A 15206-nucleotide genomic window follows, 5' to 3' on the forward strand; every position below is an offset into this window, starting at 1 on the left:
CGTCAGGCGATGTCGCGCGGCGCGAAGGACATCGTGCGAAACGAGGTCTTGTAGGGGCTCGGACCCAGCTTGCGGACCTTGGCAACGCCCATCTTGTAGTTGTAGTTGCCGCTGATCCAGTCGACGATCCGGCCCTCAAGCGCGTTGGCGGGCTGCTGCATGTGCAGGAAGTCCATGTAAACGACGCTTTTCTTTATGGCGGGCGTAACCATGGCCACGGCGGTGATCGCCGCTTTGGTCAGTTCGATATGCCCATTCTCCATCAGTTTCGAGAACTGGAAGTCGTCGCCTTCCACACCCAGCAAAGTGTGCTTGTTGCCCGGAACACGTTCGGAGTAAACCATCACGTAATCACCGTTTTCGATGCCACGCTCGGCCGCATCGTCGGGGTGAATCTCGACCCAGTTTTCCGGCCAGCGCTGCACGATATAGGGGCGGCGGCGGTCGTCGAAACCAGACTGCCAGCGTTCGTTGATCCGACCGGATGTGGCCCACAACTCGCCTTCGTCCTTGTTGGGTTTCAACCATTCCCAGTAATCCGAGAACAGGCCCCACGGCGATTTCTGGATGTTGCACTTGCCGGTCTGGCTGTTGAAGTGCGTCAGCTTCTTGTTGAATACATCCGCACCAGCTGCACCGGTATCAGGCAGCGTGCGGGTTGTGTCATGCAGACGCTTGGTTTCAATCAGCGTGACACCGTCGGCATCCAGCATGACCGGGCATTGCACACCATCGGTGCCGAATTCTCGGACCTTCTGGTGCAGACCCTTGCCCTCTTTCTTGGCTAGACGGAAGACCGCGTGGAAGTCCTTGCGCGACCCGCGCGTAAAGCGCACGGCCTCTTCGGCAACCTCGTTCGAGTTCTGCCAGTCGAACCCGTCAAAGCCCATCCGCTGTGCCAGTTGCGCAATGATCCACCAGTCGGGCTTGGCCGCACCGGGCGCATCATAGAACTTCTGGTACAGGCGCAGGCGGCGTTCGCCGTTGGCGCGCAGAAAGTCCTCTTCGCCCCAGGTCGCTGCGGGGAACACGATGTCGGCATAGCGGTTGCCGATCGGATCCTGCAGATAGATGTCCTGGTTGATGACCACCATACCGCCGCTGTCGGCGCGGGCCTTCAGCGTGTCGATCATTTCTTGCTTGTCGAAAGACGCAATCTGATGCGGGTTGCGGACGGTCAGTTCCTCGAACTTGTCAGCTAACTGTTGCGAACCACACATCGCCTGAATCCATGTGGTGCCGATCACATGGGCCATACGGGTATGACCTGCAATCAGATACCGGTCCGTATCCATGGCGCGGCGACGGCGACCCGGCAGTTTCTCGGGCGACTTGTTGCGCGGGTATTTCCCGCCCTTCACGCCGCCCCGCTGGTGACCACCGGCCCGGCCAATCACCTGACCCGGACGACCGCCACAGCCACAGATGATGCCCAGCGCGGATATCGCCTGTGTGTTGCCGGTGTTGTTCGACCAGTAGAACCCTTTCTCGATCATGACCGAGGTCTTGGGCCGGGTGCCATCCGCCTTGGGTTTGGCCAGCCATTCAGCAGCCGTATAGATCTTCTGCACGTCGATCTCGGCCATAGCGGCGGCGGTCTCAGGCGCGAATTCGTCCTGCGACAGCAGCCATTCTTTCCAATCCTCGAAGCCTTTGGTCTGGAACTTGCCCCACGTAGTGCGCCACTGCCATGGCGTGTTCCGGGTGCCCTGACCGAAGCCCGACGAGCTTTCCCACTTGTTGTTGACCCATTTCTTGATCCAGTCGCTGTCTTCCCAGCCATTTTCCACGATGACGCGGGCGATGGCGTTGACGACCAGCAGGTCGGTACCGGGCAGAACGTCGATATGCAGGCCACCCATCTTTTCAGCATGGGCCACACCGGCAGACCGGCGCGGAATCAGATAGATCTCTTTCTGACCGTTCTGCATCCCCTTCATCATCCACTGGGTATATAGGATAGTCTTGGTCTCATACGGGTCGGTGCCGCAGACCAGAAGGGTTTCCGCATCGCGCCAATCTTCGTACGACGGGCCGAAATTGTCGAAACCCGCATCCCGGAAACCGGGGGTCGAGGTGACATCGGACGGCGTGTCGTGGAAGGTAAAGTTCGCGGTGTTGATATGGCGCAGCGCGTATTTCGAGATCGCATAGGTGTTCTCGATATACTGATAGCTGAATGTTTTTACGCCATAGGCATTGGTACCGTGCTTGGCGATCACGTGGTTGCCCACCTCAGCCGCAACATCCAGCGCCAGATCCCACGGAACCGGCATCAGCGTGCCATAGATTCGCATCAGCGGCGTCTTCAGACGGTCACGCGTCGGGGTCTGTGGGTTATAGCATTTCTGCGCGATACACCCGCCGCGCAAGGAACTATCGCCGTCGGTGTTGACTGTCTGATTGTCCTTGTCGGGGATGATCACCACGTGGTGCGGCTGACCTTTGTGCAGCACGATATTGTGCTGGTTCGGAGCCACCCATGCACCCAAGGGAGCCACAGGAAAGTCTTCACCAAATGCGTTTTCATCCGCGCCGGGTCCGCCAGACTTGGCCGCTACGGGCCAGCGATAGACTTTGTAACCACAGGCCACGATGCAATAGTCGCAGGCGGTCGAGATGACCTCGGCCCCTTTGGGCGGCAGCGGGACGTTGGTTTCGGGTACGTAATACGGGGTTGCCATGATTCCGCTTCCCTTATGCAATGAGGTTGTCGTAACGGCCGTAGATCAGGCCGAACATGCCAACGGCGTAGATATCGTCACCATCCAGTTCCAAAAGGACCTGTGGCAACGATTGGTAGGCCTGCCCCGAGACGAGGATGCCGTGCCGTGTCACGTCATAGGTGGACAGGTGCAACGGGCACGGGCCCAGCACCTTATGTTCAGGCTTGTAGCTGTCATACATCGACCCGCCCTGATGGGTGCAGGTGAGGTTGAAGGCCACAACATCCTTTTGCGGACCAATGCCGCCGCCGCTTTCCACGCCGGTTTTCACAAGGATCGAGTCCGAATAGTCGCCCTCGTCCGGGTAGTAGAACTCGACCGGCACATCCTGTTCCAGTTCGGACAGTTTGCCGATCAGCTTGCGCGGATAGGTCGATACCAAAGCGGGCACCTGTTCCGCCTGGCCATGGCGGGTGGGCATGGTCACCATCACGGCAAAGGTGGTGGCACCCGAGGCGAACAGGAACTGGCGGCGGTTCACGGTGCAGGCCTTTTTGGCCTCGCCCGAACAGCTGCATCCGGTTGCGTTATGATCTTTCATGACGCTTACTCCTCTGCTGCCGCGGGAAGCGGCTGGTAATCCGGCAGATCAGGTTCTTCGACCAGAATCTCGTCACCGGACAGGGATTTCAGGAAGGCCACCAGATCCGCTTTTTCCTGATCATTCAGGCCAAGGGGTTGGATCAGCGGAGATTTATTGGCCGAGAACTCATTCTCGCCGCCGCCCTGGTTGTAGAACTCGACCACATCCTCAAGCGTCTCCAACATGCCGTTGTGCATGTAGGGTTCGGTATAGAGGGTATAGCGCAGGCTTGGCGTGCGGAACTTCCCCTTGTCGGCCTTTTCCTTGGTACGGAAATAGAAGCCGGGGTCGTCCTTGGTGTGGCGGTACATCTCTTCGGTCGAGCCTTTGGCATAAAGCTCATACCGGAAGGTGACTTGCGCCAGACCATCGTCCTGCCAACCGTCATAGGCGGGCACACCGGTGTTGTAGTATTTTTCATCCGACAGCAACGCACCGTTATGGCATTCGGAACACTGCGCCTTGCCGGTGAACAATTCCAGCCCGCGTTTCTGCTCGTCGGTCAGCGCCGCGTCATCCCCACGCAGATAATTGTCGAAGGGCGTGTCGGTCTGAACTATGGTCCGTTCAAACGCGGCGATGGCCCGCCATGCATTGCTGATACGCGGCCACTGATCGCCGAAGACATCGTTGAAGCGTTCGACATATTCGGGGACGAAGGCCAGGCGCGCCTCCATCATGTCGGCCTCACCGTTGCCGGCGACCGCACCGCCTGCGGCGGATTTGGCCTGGTTCTCAAGGCTTTTCGAGGAACCTGCCCAGAACAGCTTGCCGTAATAGGCCGAGTTCACGATGGTCTGGCTGTTGCGCCAGTGGGTCGTGCCCGGATAGCCGAACGAGATCGGTGCCTCGACGTCCCAGCCGACATCTGGCATGTGACAGGCCGAACAGGGCGTCGACGGATTCCCGCCAAGACGGGCATCAAAGAACAGCATCTTGCCCAGTTCGATCTTGGCGTCGGTTTGCGGGTTGTCCAGCGGGATCGGCGGCTCGCCCAGCGCCACCAGCGGTGAGTCTACATCGGGGTCTGCGCCACCGATGCCAGCCTCAATCTCCATGCTGGTTTCCGCAATCGCCTGTGCACCTAGGACGGCAAACAGGGCAGCGGTGGCGATTGTGCCTGAAAGGTAAGACTTTAGGTCTTTCATGGGTCCACTCCTCAGTTTGTCGCGTCTTGCCAGTTTTCGATCGGCGCATAATCCGTATCGATGTCCTCGGCGACGAAGTCCGGGCCGGTCAGCGGCTCACCAGACAGCGCCTTAAGGAAGGCCACCAGTTGTGCTTGTTCGGTCTCGTTGAGGCCAAGCGGCTTGATGCGCGGATCCTTGTTTTCATCTTCGCCACCACCGGCGTTGTAGAAGGCCACCACATCCTCGAGCGTCGCAATCGAGCCGTTATGCATATATGGCGCGGTATAGGTCAGCTCACGCAGCGTGGGGGTCATGAACGTGCCGAATGTATCGGCGGTGTGAGTGCGGATATACGCACCGGGGTCGGCGCGCAGGTTCATGTAATTCTCGACGCCGAGGAACTTCATCATGGTCACAAAGGTGATGTGACGTTCCGGGGTCGCCCAGATATCGGGGTTGTCGCCCACGCCGATATTGTGCGGCAGATCATCCGTGAACCGCTCGCCCGAGTGGCAGGAATTGCAGCCGCTGGCATTGAACAGCTCATAGCCCGCCTTGGCGTCTTCCGACATCTCGCCGGTATCGAACGGCGCGCCGCGCGAAATCAACGTTTTCAGATATTCCGGGATGGCGTTACGGACCCCGCCGTTCGACGGCTCGCCAAATCCGGCGGCTTCGAACATCTCGACATAAACCGGATCTTGCTTGATGCGTTCCTGCATCAAACGCATATCCATGTTCATCGAGTATGTCTCGGTGATGCTTTCGCGGGTCGCGTCGTTGAGGTTGGTGCCAATGCGCCCGTCATGGAACCACGCGGCGCGCTTGGCGCTGTTAATCAACGTCGGCACGTTGCGGAAATGCAGGCTGCCGGCATAGGCATCCGATAGGGCCTGCCCGTCGGTAAAGCCGTTTTCCGGCTGGTGGCAGCTGGCGCAGGACAGTTCGGTGTCGCCAGACAGGCGCGGGTCAAAAAACAAACGTTTGCCAAGTGCCGCCTTGGCTTGGTCGAACTCAATGGCTTCTACCGGGCCCGGCTGTTCCGCCTGGGCATGGTGAACCGGGAACGCAACACCCACCGACAGCAATGAAACTGTCGACAGTGCCGAGAACCACGTTCTGGCTTTGGTCATCATTTAAAAAGCCCTCATTATCCGCAAATCTGATCGCTCCGGTTAACCGGAGATCGACGAGGCGAATATTAGAGGGTCATGTATCGCGATGCCTTGATCGAGATTAAATCCGCAGAGAATTGGCGACGTAATCGTCGCTTATCTGAACCAAGGCCGCGACTGTCAGATGTCGATATCCAGAGCAAGCGCATGGATACGGGGGACTATATCCCCCAATGCCGTATGTACTGCGCGATGGCGGGCAACGCGGGATTGCCCCTCGAAAGCCGCCGAACGAATAAGGACGTTGAAATGACTCTCACCGCCCTCCTGATATCCAGCGTGACCACGATGGCTCTCGCTGTCGTCAACCACCTCCAGCTCACGCGGGTTAAATGCTGCCTGCAATCGTTCACGGATTTCGTCGGTCACGCTCATTTTTATGCTCAACGGCAAATAAATTGCCGTCCCCCTCTTCTACTTTCGGCTGCTTAGATTAAACTGCTGCCTCCGAGTCGAAAAGATGCCTTCGTGAGGTTGTGCAGATGGTAAAGTCAGATCCCTTCGGATTCGATATGTCCGTGTCGAGCGCTAAGAAAAAGAAGCCGCGCGGCCGTCGGGGTATGTCAGGTGCGTCCGAAACTTCGGTGCGAATCTGTGATCATGAGGGCTGTGAAGAACCCGGTAAGTTTCGCGCGCCCAAAGCTCCGGACGTGCTGGATGATTTTTTCTGGTTCTGCCAGCAACATGTGCGCGAATATAACCAGAAGTGGAATTTCTTCGACGGCACCACCGAGGCCGAACTGAACGCGCAGCGTTCGAAGGACAAAGTGTGGGAGCGTGAGACCAAACCGATGGGCGATCCTGAGGCCCGTGCCTGGGCACGTCTGGGGATCGAGGACCCGCATCAGGTTCTAGGCGAAAACGCCACCAAAAATCCCGGCCGCGCCAATTCCGGCGGTCGACGCCTGCCACCGACCGAGCGCCGCGCGATTGAGATCCTCGAAGCGCAAGATAGCTGGTCGAAGGCAGAGATTCGCAAAGCCTACAAGAAGCTGATCAAGGTGCTGCACCCGGATATGAACGGTGGTGACCGATCTCAGGAAGAGCAGTTGCAAGAGGTCGTCTGGGCCTGGGATCAGATCAAGGACAGCCGCAGCTTCAAGTAGTATCCAACGGATACGGGTCAGCAGCGTTCTGTCTCACGAATAGTGCTTGTTGCGGGACATCTTTCCGATTCCCGGGTTCATACTGTTCGTGGGATCGATCGACTTGTAGAAAGCTGCCAGATCGGGTTTGGCCGCATAGAGGTGGCCGACATTGTGTTCGGCCGGGTATTCAGCGCCGCGTTTGTCCAGCAACTTTAGCATTGCGGCCTTCAACGCGTTCGGGTCTGCGCCTTTCTTGACGATGTAATCCTGATGCAGAACATGACACATGAAGTGGCCATAGTAGAGTTTGCCGACCAGTTGATCCGCGATCTCAGCTGGCAAATCTTCGAACCAGTCGACATCATTGCGGCGCAGCGCGATATCAAGGGCGATGATATCTTCCACTTCGGCTGCATGAACCTTCATATAACGAATGGCTGCACCTGCGGCAGCAAAACGATGTAGCCCAGCGATCTTTGCCTCACGCAGGTCGCATTCAAAGAAATCCAGCTTGTCTTCGGCAGTCATGTCATTGAGTAGATCGCGCGCTTCATCGATACCGCCATCGCGCATTTTGAGTATCAGGTGATGCGGATACCGATCCCGATAGGCCCGCATCCGGCGCGGCAGGATATCGGGCCAAAGTCGCATCGCGAACTGCATGAAACGATCGGTAAAATTGCCGAGAACCGGTATGCCTTCCAAACGCGCGTCCACCGCGCCCTTCAGCGCAAAGAAAGTGGGCAAACGGTCGGTTCCCAACTTGTCAATCATCACCATGGTGTCTTTGCCATAGCGGTCAGAGATATCGAATACCTCCTCATGCATGTATTCAGCGCTGACCGGCAGGGTTTTGAAGTCGGACAGGATGCGACGGCGCAATTCCGTGAATGCCTCGGTGTCGTGCGCCCCGACGTAGAAAGTACGTTCTGCTTCGTTCTTGGCATATGTATCCAGCCGAACCGCAAAAACCGCCAGTTTACCCGCGCAGCCCGCTGCTTCGTATAGACGCGACTTATCAGCGTTAAAGCGTGCTGGCGTTTCAGCATCTACATTACGGACCCGACGGGCGTAATCGGTGTCAGAGGCTTTGCGATTGTCGGTCTCGATATCAGTTGCTGAGAAATCACCGTTCTGCAGTCGGGTCAGGATTTCTTCGGGTGTATCACCCAATTGCATGCCTAGATGATTGACCAACTCAAGCTCGCCGTCCTGAGTGATCCGCGCGTACAGTGACAGCTCGGTATAGGAGGGGCCGCGCTCGACCAGCGAACCGCCCGAGTTGTTGCACACCCCGCCAACGACTGAGGCACCGATGCACGAAGATCCGATCACCGAATGCGGCTGGCGGCCAATCGGGTCCAGCAGCTTTTCCAGCGCAAACAGTGTGCTGCCCGGAAAGCTGATGACCTGCTTGCCATCATTGATCAGATGCAGATCGTCCATCCGCCGCGTGTTGATCAACACTACATCACGATCGTAGCTACCCTTGGGCGTAGACCCTTCGGTCAGGCCGGTATTGGCGGCTTGCATGATGACAATTTTGTCAGCGGCAACACAGGCCTGCAGCACCTGCCATTGTTCCAGCAGCGTAGCGGGCTGAACCACCGCGAGCGCGTCCCCTTTACCCGATCTGAACCCCCGGCGAAAGCGGCGGGTGCTGCGCGACGAAGTCAAAACGCGCCGCCGCCCACAAATGGCCTGAAGACGCTTGATCAGATCGGCATCGTTCATCCCGCTACCCTCCGTTAATACGCGACCGAGGGCAACCACGTGGCCAGTTGCGGCCACAAGAAGACAAAGAACAGGCCGGTCAGCTGCAGGATCACGAATGGGATAATCCCTTTGTAGATGTCAGTCAGCTTGATCTCGGGCGGGCAGACCCCTTTCAGATAGAAAAGCGCAAATCCAACCGGAGGTGTCAGGAAAGAGGTCTGCAACGTCACCGCCACAAGGATTACGAACCACACCAGCGCAGGTTCATCGATGACACCGAAGCCGTCGATATCCAGACCCAGCCCGTTCACGATGGGGCGCATCAAGGGCAGAACGATGAGCGTGATCTCGATCCAGTCCAGCACGAAGCCCAGAAGGAAGACGATGAACAGGATCATGAAGACAGTGCCATTGGGGCCGAGCCCGGTACCGTGGATCATATCCTCGATCAGCGCGTCGCCGCCCAGTTCGCGCAAGACATAGGAGAACACTGTGGCACCCAGGAAGATCGCGAAGATATAGGCGGTGGTGTTGAACGTTGCTTTCAGCACATTCACCAGCTTGGCCAGCGTCAGCTTGCGATATCCCAGCGCCAGCAGAGTGGCTCCCAACGCGCCCACGCCCGAGGCTTCGGTCGGTGTGGTCAAACCCGCGAAGATCGAGCCCAGCACGGCGAGGATCAGGGCCAGCGTCGGCAAGACTGCAATCAGCACGTCCTTGACTGCGTTCCAGTCAGGACGGGTTGCGCCTTCGGGTACTGGGGCCACGTCGCGTTTGATCAGGGCGATGACAAAAATATAGGTCAGGTAGAGCGCGCCAATGATCACGCCGGGGAACACTGCAGCCATAAATAGGTCGCCGACCGATAGCGCCATCTGGTCCGCCATGATGACAAGCATGATCGACGGCGGGATGAGGATGCCCAGCGTGCCTGAAGCGCTGACCACACCGGCGGCCAATGAGGGGCTGTATTTCTGCTCCATCATCGACGGCAGCGAAAGCACGCCCAACAGAACCACAGACGCCCCAATGATCCCGGTCGAGGCGGCCAGAATGATGCCGATCATCGTTACCGTGATCGCCAGCCCGCCGCGCACCGTACCGAACAGGCGCTGCATCGAGGACATCAAACGCTCGGCCACACCGGATTCGTCCAACATCAGGCCCATGAAGATGAACATTGGCAGCGCCACCAGAACCGCATTTGACATGGTGGCATAGACCCGGTTCACCACCGCGCCCAGCGTCAGATAGTCCAGACCGGTCAGCGTTTCCTCAAGCCCGGTCCAGTTCATCAGGCCGTTGTCGAACAGATAGGCCAGACCGCAATAGGCAACGCCAACCCCGGCCAGCGTCCACGCCACCGGGAACCCGGTGAACAGCAACGCGATGAAGGTCAGGAACATGGCGATGACCAGCTTTTCCTCGGTTGTCTCAACCAGGAAGGTCAGCGCTGTTGCGACCACTGCAAAGCCCAAAAGGGCCCAGATGATCAGGCGCAGGCCCTTGCCCTGACGCTCTTCATCCAAATTCATGAATAGCGCGTGCACGTCGTGAATCAGCCGCGCCGCTGCAGCCAATGCCAGCAATACAAAACTGGCCGGGATCACACCTTTCAAAGCCCAACGCGCGGGCAGGCCGGTGGGGCTGTCCGAGGATTCATTGACGCGCCAGCTTTCGTAAAAATAGTCATACCCCTGATCGATCATCAGATAGATGAACGGCACGAGCAGGGTGAAAATTCCGATGATCTCGATGATCCGGCGCGCGCGCTGGCTGAGCTGCATGTGCAGCAAGTCCACCCGCACATGACTGTCAGTAACCAAGGCATACGAGATACCGACCATCGTCACCAGACCATAGAAATGCCACTGAATCTCATCCAGCTTGGGATAGTTCTGGTTCAGCAGATAGCGCATCGCCACCTGTGAAACGATGGCCCCAACCAGCAACAGGTTGGCCCACATGACCACATGACCTACCGCTTTGACACCGTTGTCGATCGCTACTGCCAGCTTTTGACGGTCTGGCTCACCATGCTCAAGGATACTTTCATAGACTTCAATCGGGTCGTCCTGATGACGCTGTGTCTCGGCCATGGTCTCCTCCTCAAGAGTTTGGCAGTGGGGACGTGAATGCGCCCGGGTCGTTGGGGAAAATACAGAAAATCAGAAGGGTCCGAGGGCGGCGGAAGGAAGCCGCCCCCGGATAATCGCAAGTGGCAAATTTACTTGCGGGGGAGGAATGCGTTCTCTTTCCAGACCGCATAACCGTCACGGAATTCGTTCATGTCGGCCAGAACCTTGGCAAAGAATTCGTCGTTGGCGGCCTGTTCTGCGGCAACCTCTTCCCAGGTCGCGCGGAAGGTCGACAGCATCTCGTCGTTCCACTGCTTGATCTGAACACCATTGTTTTCAACGTTGTCCAGCAGCGCAGCGTGTTGGATCGCCTCACCTTCGGCAAAGCTGTCAGCCATCGAAGCCTTACAGGCATTTTCGATGATCGCTTTGTGCTGATCGCTGGCTTCGTTCCAGACGTCCTTGTTGATCATCAGTTCAAACACTGTCGCTTGCTGGTGCCAGCCGGGGAAGTAGTTGTACTTGACCAACTTGTGGAAACCGAGGCGTGCGTCGATGGCAGGCATCGAGAATTCGGTCGCGTCGATCGCGCCTTTTTCCAGTGCCGGGAAGATTTCGCCGCCGGGCAGCAGTGACGTCGCCACACCCAGCTTCTGCATCACTTCACCGCCCAGACCGAAAAAGCGCATCTTCAGGCCGTTCAGGTCTTCGGGGCTGTTGATCTCATTCGCGAACCAGCCCGAGGTTTCGGGGGCGATGATTGCGCAGGGAATGACATGGACGTTGAAGCCTGCCTGATCATACATCTCCTGATACAGGTTCATGCCGTTGCCATAGTACAGCCACGCCATGTATTCGCCCGCCTCGGGGCCAAACGGAACGGCCGAGAACAACGGTGCAGCCGGGATCTTACCCGCCCAGTAGCCGGCGGTGGTATAGCCCGAATTGATCTTGCCTGAAGACACCGCATCCAGAATTTCAAACGGCGGGACCAGCTTGCCCGGTTCGTAAACCTTCATCTTCAGCGTGCCGCCGGACATCAGGTCCAGCTGTTCGGCCACGCGCGGGATCGGCGAGCCGAGGCCCGGTAGAGAGGTTGAAAACGCGATTGGGGTTTTTAGCAGCATCTTATCCGCCGCGTGGGCAACCGGGGCTGCCAGCAGCGAGGCCGCAACCGCAAGCGATGTCAGGGTGGTCTTCATGGGTTCTCCTCCAAGGTAAAGATCAGCCGGTGGTTTGGCTGTCACTCTCGCCGCGAGCACGGCTTAAGTGGTAAATATTGTTTACCTTGTCATTCAGTCAACAATTTTATTTACCAATTTGGCTACGCCGTGGTGATGTGGCTAATAACCAAGATTGACCTTTCATAACCCGGAATTTTCCAGTAGCTTTGCGACACTCAATAAAAACAAACGCTTATACGCGCAGCGAGCATCCGTATTTTTGGGTAGTTTTTCTTGCAATGTCGAAAGCTAGTGGTAAATATTATAAACAACTTCGACGATCTTTAATCTAACTACCGGACAGGAATTATGAGCACGAACAGCCTCTTTGATCCCGTTGGTCACGAATCAATTGCCGATGCGGTCGTCGCACAAGTCGAGACAATGATTGTTGATGGAATCCTGAAAGAGGGTCGCAAAATCCCGTCTGAACGGGAGCTTGCGGAAGCCCTAGGCGTTTCACGCCCCAAGCTGCGCGAAGCACTCCAAATCCTCGAAAATCGCGGCTTGGTGACCGTGCGACATGGCGAGGGCACCTTTATCGCCCCACTGACCGGTCGTGCCATGTCGCCCGCCCTTCTGTCGCTCTATGCCCGGCACGGCAGTGCTTTCTACGATTATCTTGAATACCGGCGCGAGCAAGAGGCCTTTGCCAGCCGCCTCGCCGCACAGCGCGCCACACAGTCCGACAAGGAACGGATCGCAGAAATCATCGATGAAATGCAGCGAGCCTGGGAGAATGACGATCAGGATGCCAGTGAAGAGGCTGATTTTCGACTGCACGCCGCCGTTGTCGATGCGAGCCAAAACACGACCCTTATCCACATGATGGCATCCATCTATGACCTCACGCGCCAAGGCGTGTTCTACAACCGCCGCTTCCTGCGCTCGATGGACGGCACGGGTGAAGCACTGCTTGATCAGCACAAGGCAATCGCGCAGGCCATCATCGATGGCGACCCGGACCGTGCAGAAACCGCCGCACGCACGCATATGGATTTCGTCGAGGATTCATTTCGCGTTGGTCAAGAACAACAAGCTCGCGAGATCCGCGCAGCAAAACGGCGGCAGTTTTCGGATTGAGGTCAAAAACAGAGGCGTATTTTTTGTACCACGGAAAAGTCTCCCGCACGACGTACTAAGTCTTGGCTTTGCCTTTCTCGACCGGTTCTCGCCTCAGGCACTTTTCCAGGTCTACTTCCAATGCACTGAGGTTTATGTCTCCAGCTCGCAGAGCGTCCACCTCATTGGCTCCTTGCCTCGTCAAACCAAGGTTTTTGAGCAACGTGTTCCAGTCCGGTACGTCCCGCTTCAATCCCGCGCGCAGCAAAACCTCAATTTTTCGAATGTACCAAAGGGTCAGAGAAGACACACGAATGTCTGGTGGAGTGTCAACAGGCACATGGGCGGCAATCGCAGTACTTGCGCATGCCATTGACTCGGATGCCACGTAGAAAGCCTGCGCCGCGCTGTTAGGGTTTACGTACTTGACGCCTTCATTGATCAAAGCTCCACCGGCCAAGACCAAGGCCAGGTCTTTCCCTGAGATCGAGGCCGCACTTCCAAGCGCGGCACCGCCTGCTACAGTGATCAGTGCCGCCGCTGTCAGATCCCGATTGCGCGCTGCTTCGTCGCCCAGCCTTTTGTAGGCATCTGAAAGTTGCAGCGCATAATACGACGTACGAATAGGACCGCGTTCAAGCAACAGGCTGGTGGACTGAAATGTTTTTGGTGCCGTTTCAAACGCACCCCCGATCCCTACAGTGTGCTCGATAACGTCTCCCGATGTATTCGACAACACGGTTTGCTCGGCATTAAAGGCCCTGTTCTCGTAGGCACAACCGGTGATCAAGGTCAGCGGCACCAAGGCCGGAATCAGGAGATTGAAAACGGACTTCATCAAATTTCCCCATGAAAACGCGCAATTGAATAAGTGAAACTATACAATTACAGGATGCTTCAGGCAAATTCGGCTGCACATGTCATCGCCAACTCACAATGCCACGACCGGCTTCAAACACCCGGCGCGACGCGCATGGATGGCTTATAAATCCCGAATCCAGAATTGAAGCGGCTTTTGGGTTTCGCAATCGTCACCTCGATCCTTCCACGAGAATTGCGCCACGACGCCAGGAAGCGGCGCATATCCCCGTGCGCGCCAGAAGGCATCCAACGGGCGGTAATGATCTGGTCGCATGGGGTGGTCGTCAGGGCGTACTACACTGCAGAAGGCGCTTTTGGTGAATCCCATCGCATGGGCGTGGGCTTCGCGCAGATCAAAGAACGTATGGCCTGCGCCCTGCCCGCGATACTCCGGCAGCAGAACCGATTCTGCGCAATAGAAGATGTCGCCCAGCGACAGGCCCGAGCCTTCGAACGCGGCCGCGAAATCGTCGGCGTGATCCGTCAAGGGTGCACCCGTCGAAGCACCCACCAAAGTATCACCGTCGAACGCTCCGACAACGATGGCCCTGGCGCTGTCGACGTAAGACTGCAGGTATTTCCGCTCATACTCCAGATCGCCATCATAGAGATATGGCCAAGCGTGAAATACGTCGATCCGCAGGCGCGCGACGTCATCCAACGCGTCGACCAATGTCGATCCGGTCATTGCGCGGACCTGCGAAATTTCAGCCATTCGAGACCTGTTTGGTCCAGTCCGCAAGGTTGTAAAACGTGGTCACGCGGGTGATCTTCCCGTCGTTAAGGTCAAAAAAAGAACCCGCAGGCAAGCGGTAAGTCTGCCCATACGCTTCTGGCAAACCTTCATCAGTTTCCAGATAGGTTCCGTTGACGATGAACTCAGCCGCAGCACGGGTGCCGCCTTCGGCCTCGAAGATCACGATATCCGTCAGGTTCTCGCGGTAACAGCGGTTCATATGCGCGCAGAAGGCGGCAAATTTCTCTTTGCCGACGCGAATCTGACCTTCGTTGACATGATGGGCCACGTCATCCGACAGGCAGGCCAACATGCCATCTACATCACCGGCATTGAAGGCATCAAAATAAGTTTTCACGGTCGGGTTCATGGTCACTCCGTCGGTTCACCCCAGCGGTCTTTCAGATGCGCGATGATCTGATCTCGGGTTTGTCGATAATGACGTAGCTTGTCCTCGCGGGTTTCACCTAGTCCGGTAGGGTCCATAATTGGCCAATAATCGACATCGAGGTGAAAAAAACGCGTCAGTTCCAGCGCTTTTCGCTGGCTGGCGGGTGACAGGGCCACGATCAGATCAAATGAACTGAGGTCATCGCCCCATTGCTCCATTTCGTCAAAAGAACGCGAGCGGTGACGGGACAGCTCAACGCCAATCTCCTGACAGGCTGCGATGCAGAACCCATCGATCTCAAGATCGTTATGCACACCGGCGGATTGCACATAGGTGCCGGTGCCGTAAAACTTCTTCATGATGCCTTCGGCCATGGGTGACCGAACCGAATTGTGGTCGCAACAGAACAGAATGGACTGCGGCAGAGGCGTCACCCG

The 15206-nt window shown here is 57.1% G+C and carries 14 protein-coding genes; 2 read left to right on the top strand and 12 right to left on the bottom strand.

Going from position 1 to position 15206, the window contains the following annotated elements; all coding sequences use genetic code 11:
* Window positions 1–2 precede the first annotated feature (2 nt).
* The 5 genes from AC2TEM_RS16885 to AC2TEM_RS16905 all read right to left on the bottom strand — a co-directional run bounded on the left by AC2TEM_RS16885 (window position 3) and on the right by AC2TEM_RS16905 (window position 5989).
* On the bottom strand, window positions 3–2684 hold the full coding sequence (locus AC2TEM_RS16885) for an arsenate reductase (azurin) large subunit (RefSeq protein ID WP_170425702.1): 2682 nt from the start codon (window positions 2682–2684) through the stop codon (window positions 3–5).
* Between the two features lie 13 nt (window positions 2685–2697).
* Window positions 2698–3267, bottom strand: coding sequence for an arsenate reductase (azurin) small subunit (locus AC2TEM_RS16890; protein WP_170425700.1), 570 nt, complete (start codon window positions 3265–3267; stop codon window positions 2698–2700).
* 5 nt (window positions 3268–3272) lie between these two features.
* Window positions 3273–4457 (bottom strand): cytochrome-c peroxidase, encoded by a 1185-nt coding sequence (locus AC2TEM_RS16895; protein WP_480439567.1) that lies wholly within the window; start codon window positions 4455–4457, stop codon window positions 3273–3275.
* Between the two features lie 11 nt (window positions 4458–4468).
* Window positions 4469–5572, bottom strand: coding sequence for a cytochrome-c peroxidase (locus AC2TEM_RS16900; RefSeq protein WP_170425699.1), 1104 nt, complete (start codon window positions 5570–5572; stop codon window positions 4469–4471).
* Window positions 5573–5734: 162 nt separating this feature from the next.
* Window positions 5735–5989 (bottom strand): BolA family protein, encoded by a 255-nt coding sequence (locus tag AC2TEM_RS16905; RefSeq protein WP_170425697.1) that lies wholly within the window; start codon window positions 5987–5989, stop codon window positions 5735–5737.
* A gap of 107 nt (window positions 5990–6096) precedes the next feature.
* Here AC2TEM_RS16905 and AC2TEM_RS16910 point away from each other — a divergent pair, with 107 nt between their 5' ends.
* Entirely contained in the window at window positions 6097–6720 is a 624-nt protein-coding gene (locus tag AC2TEM_RS16910; RefSeq protein WP_170398478.1) for a DnaJ domain-containing protein, read from the top strand.
* Between the two features lie 33 nt (window positions 6721–6753).
* On the opposite strand, the gene dld is transcribed toward AC2TEM_RS16910, so the two are convergent.
* From dld to AC2TEM_RS16925, 3 genes are all read right to left on the bottom strand, one after another.
* Window positions 6754–8436 carry a D-lactate dehydrogenase gene (gene dld, locus AC2TEM_RS16915; protein WP_170425695.1) on the bottom strand — a complete coding sequence of 561 codons (1683 nt, stop codon included), beginning with the start codon at window positions 8434–8436 and terminating at the stop codon, window positions 6754–6756.
* 14 nt (window positions 8437–8450) lie between these two features.
* The gene (locus AC2TEM_RS16920; RefSeq protein ID WP_170425693.1) at window positions 8451–10517 is read right to left on the bottom strand and encodes a TRAP transporter large permease subunit; all 2067 of its coding nucleotides are present in this window, start codon (window positions 10515–10517) and stop codon (window positions 8451–8453) included.
* A 128-nt stretch (window positions 10518–10645) separates the two neighbouring features.
* Window positions 10646–11698, bottom strand: a complete 1053-nt coding sequence (locus AC2TEM_RS16925) for a TRAP transporter substrate-binding protein (protein WP_170425691.1) — start codon at window positions 11696–11698, stop codon at window positions 10646–10648.
* A gap of 330 nt (window positions 11699–12028) precedes the next feature.
* On the opposite strand from AC2TEM_RS16925, the gene AC2TEM_RS16930 reads away from it, so the two are divergent.
* Window positions 12029–12802 carry a FadR/GntR family transcriptional regulator gene (locus AC2TEM_RS16930; RefSeq protein WP_480856326.1) on the top strand — a complete coding sequence of 258 codons (774 nt, stop codon included), beginning with the start codon at window positions 12029–12031 and terminating at the stop codon, window positions 12800–12802.
* 55 nt (window positions 12803–12857) lie between these two features.
* Here the strand turns inward: AC2TEM_RS16930 and AC2TEM_RS16935 are convergent, their stop codons facing one another.
* The 4 genes from AC2TEM_RS16935 to AC2TEM_RS16950 form a co-directional block, all read right to left on the bottom strand.
* Window positions 12858–13619, bottom strand: a complete 762-nt coding sequence (locus AC2TEM_RS16935; protein ID WP_480856327.1) for a hypothetical protein — start codon at window positions 13617–13619, stop codon at window positions 12858–12860.
* A gap of 144 nt (window positions 13620–13763) precedes the next feature.
* Complete coding sequence (locus AC2TEM_RS16940; RefSeq protein ID WP_480856328.1) at window positions 13764–14357, bottom strand: GNAT family N-acetyltransferase; 594 nt, start codon at window positions 14355–14357, stop codon at window positions 13764–13766.
* Window positions 14350–14748: a ketosteroid isomerase-related protein gene (locus tag AC2TEM_RS16945; RefSeq protein WP_170398462.1), complete on the bottom strand. Its 399-nt coding sequence runs from the start codon at window positions 14746–14748 to the stop codon at window positions 14350–14352. The genes AC2TEM_RS16940 and AC2TEM_RS16945 overlap by 8 nt, the downstream gene beginning before the upstream one ends.
* Window positions 14749–14750: 2 nt before the next feature.
* Entirely contained in the window at window positions 14751–15203 is a 453-nt protein-coding gene (locus tag AC2TEM_RS16950) for an arsenate-mycothiol transferase ArsC (protein ID WP_170398460.1), read from the bottom strand.
* Window positions 15204–15206 lie beyond the last annotated feature (3 nt).

This window comes from Ruegeria sp. HKCCD3925 (assembly GCF_057221175.1).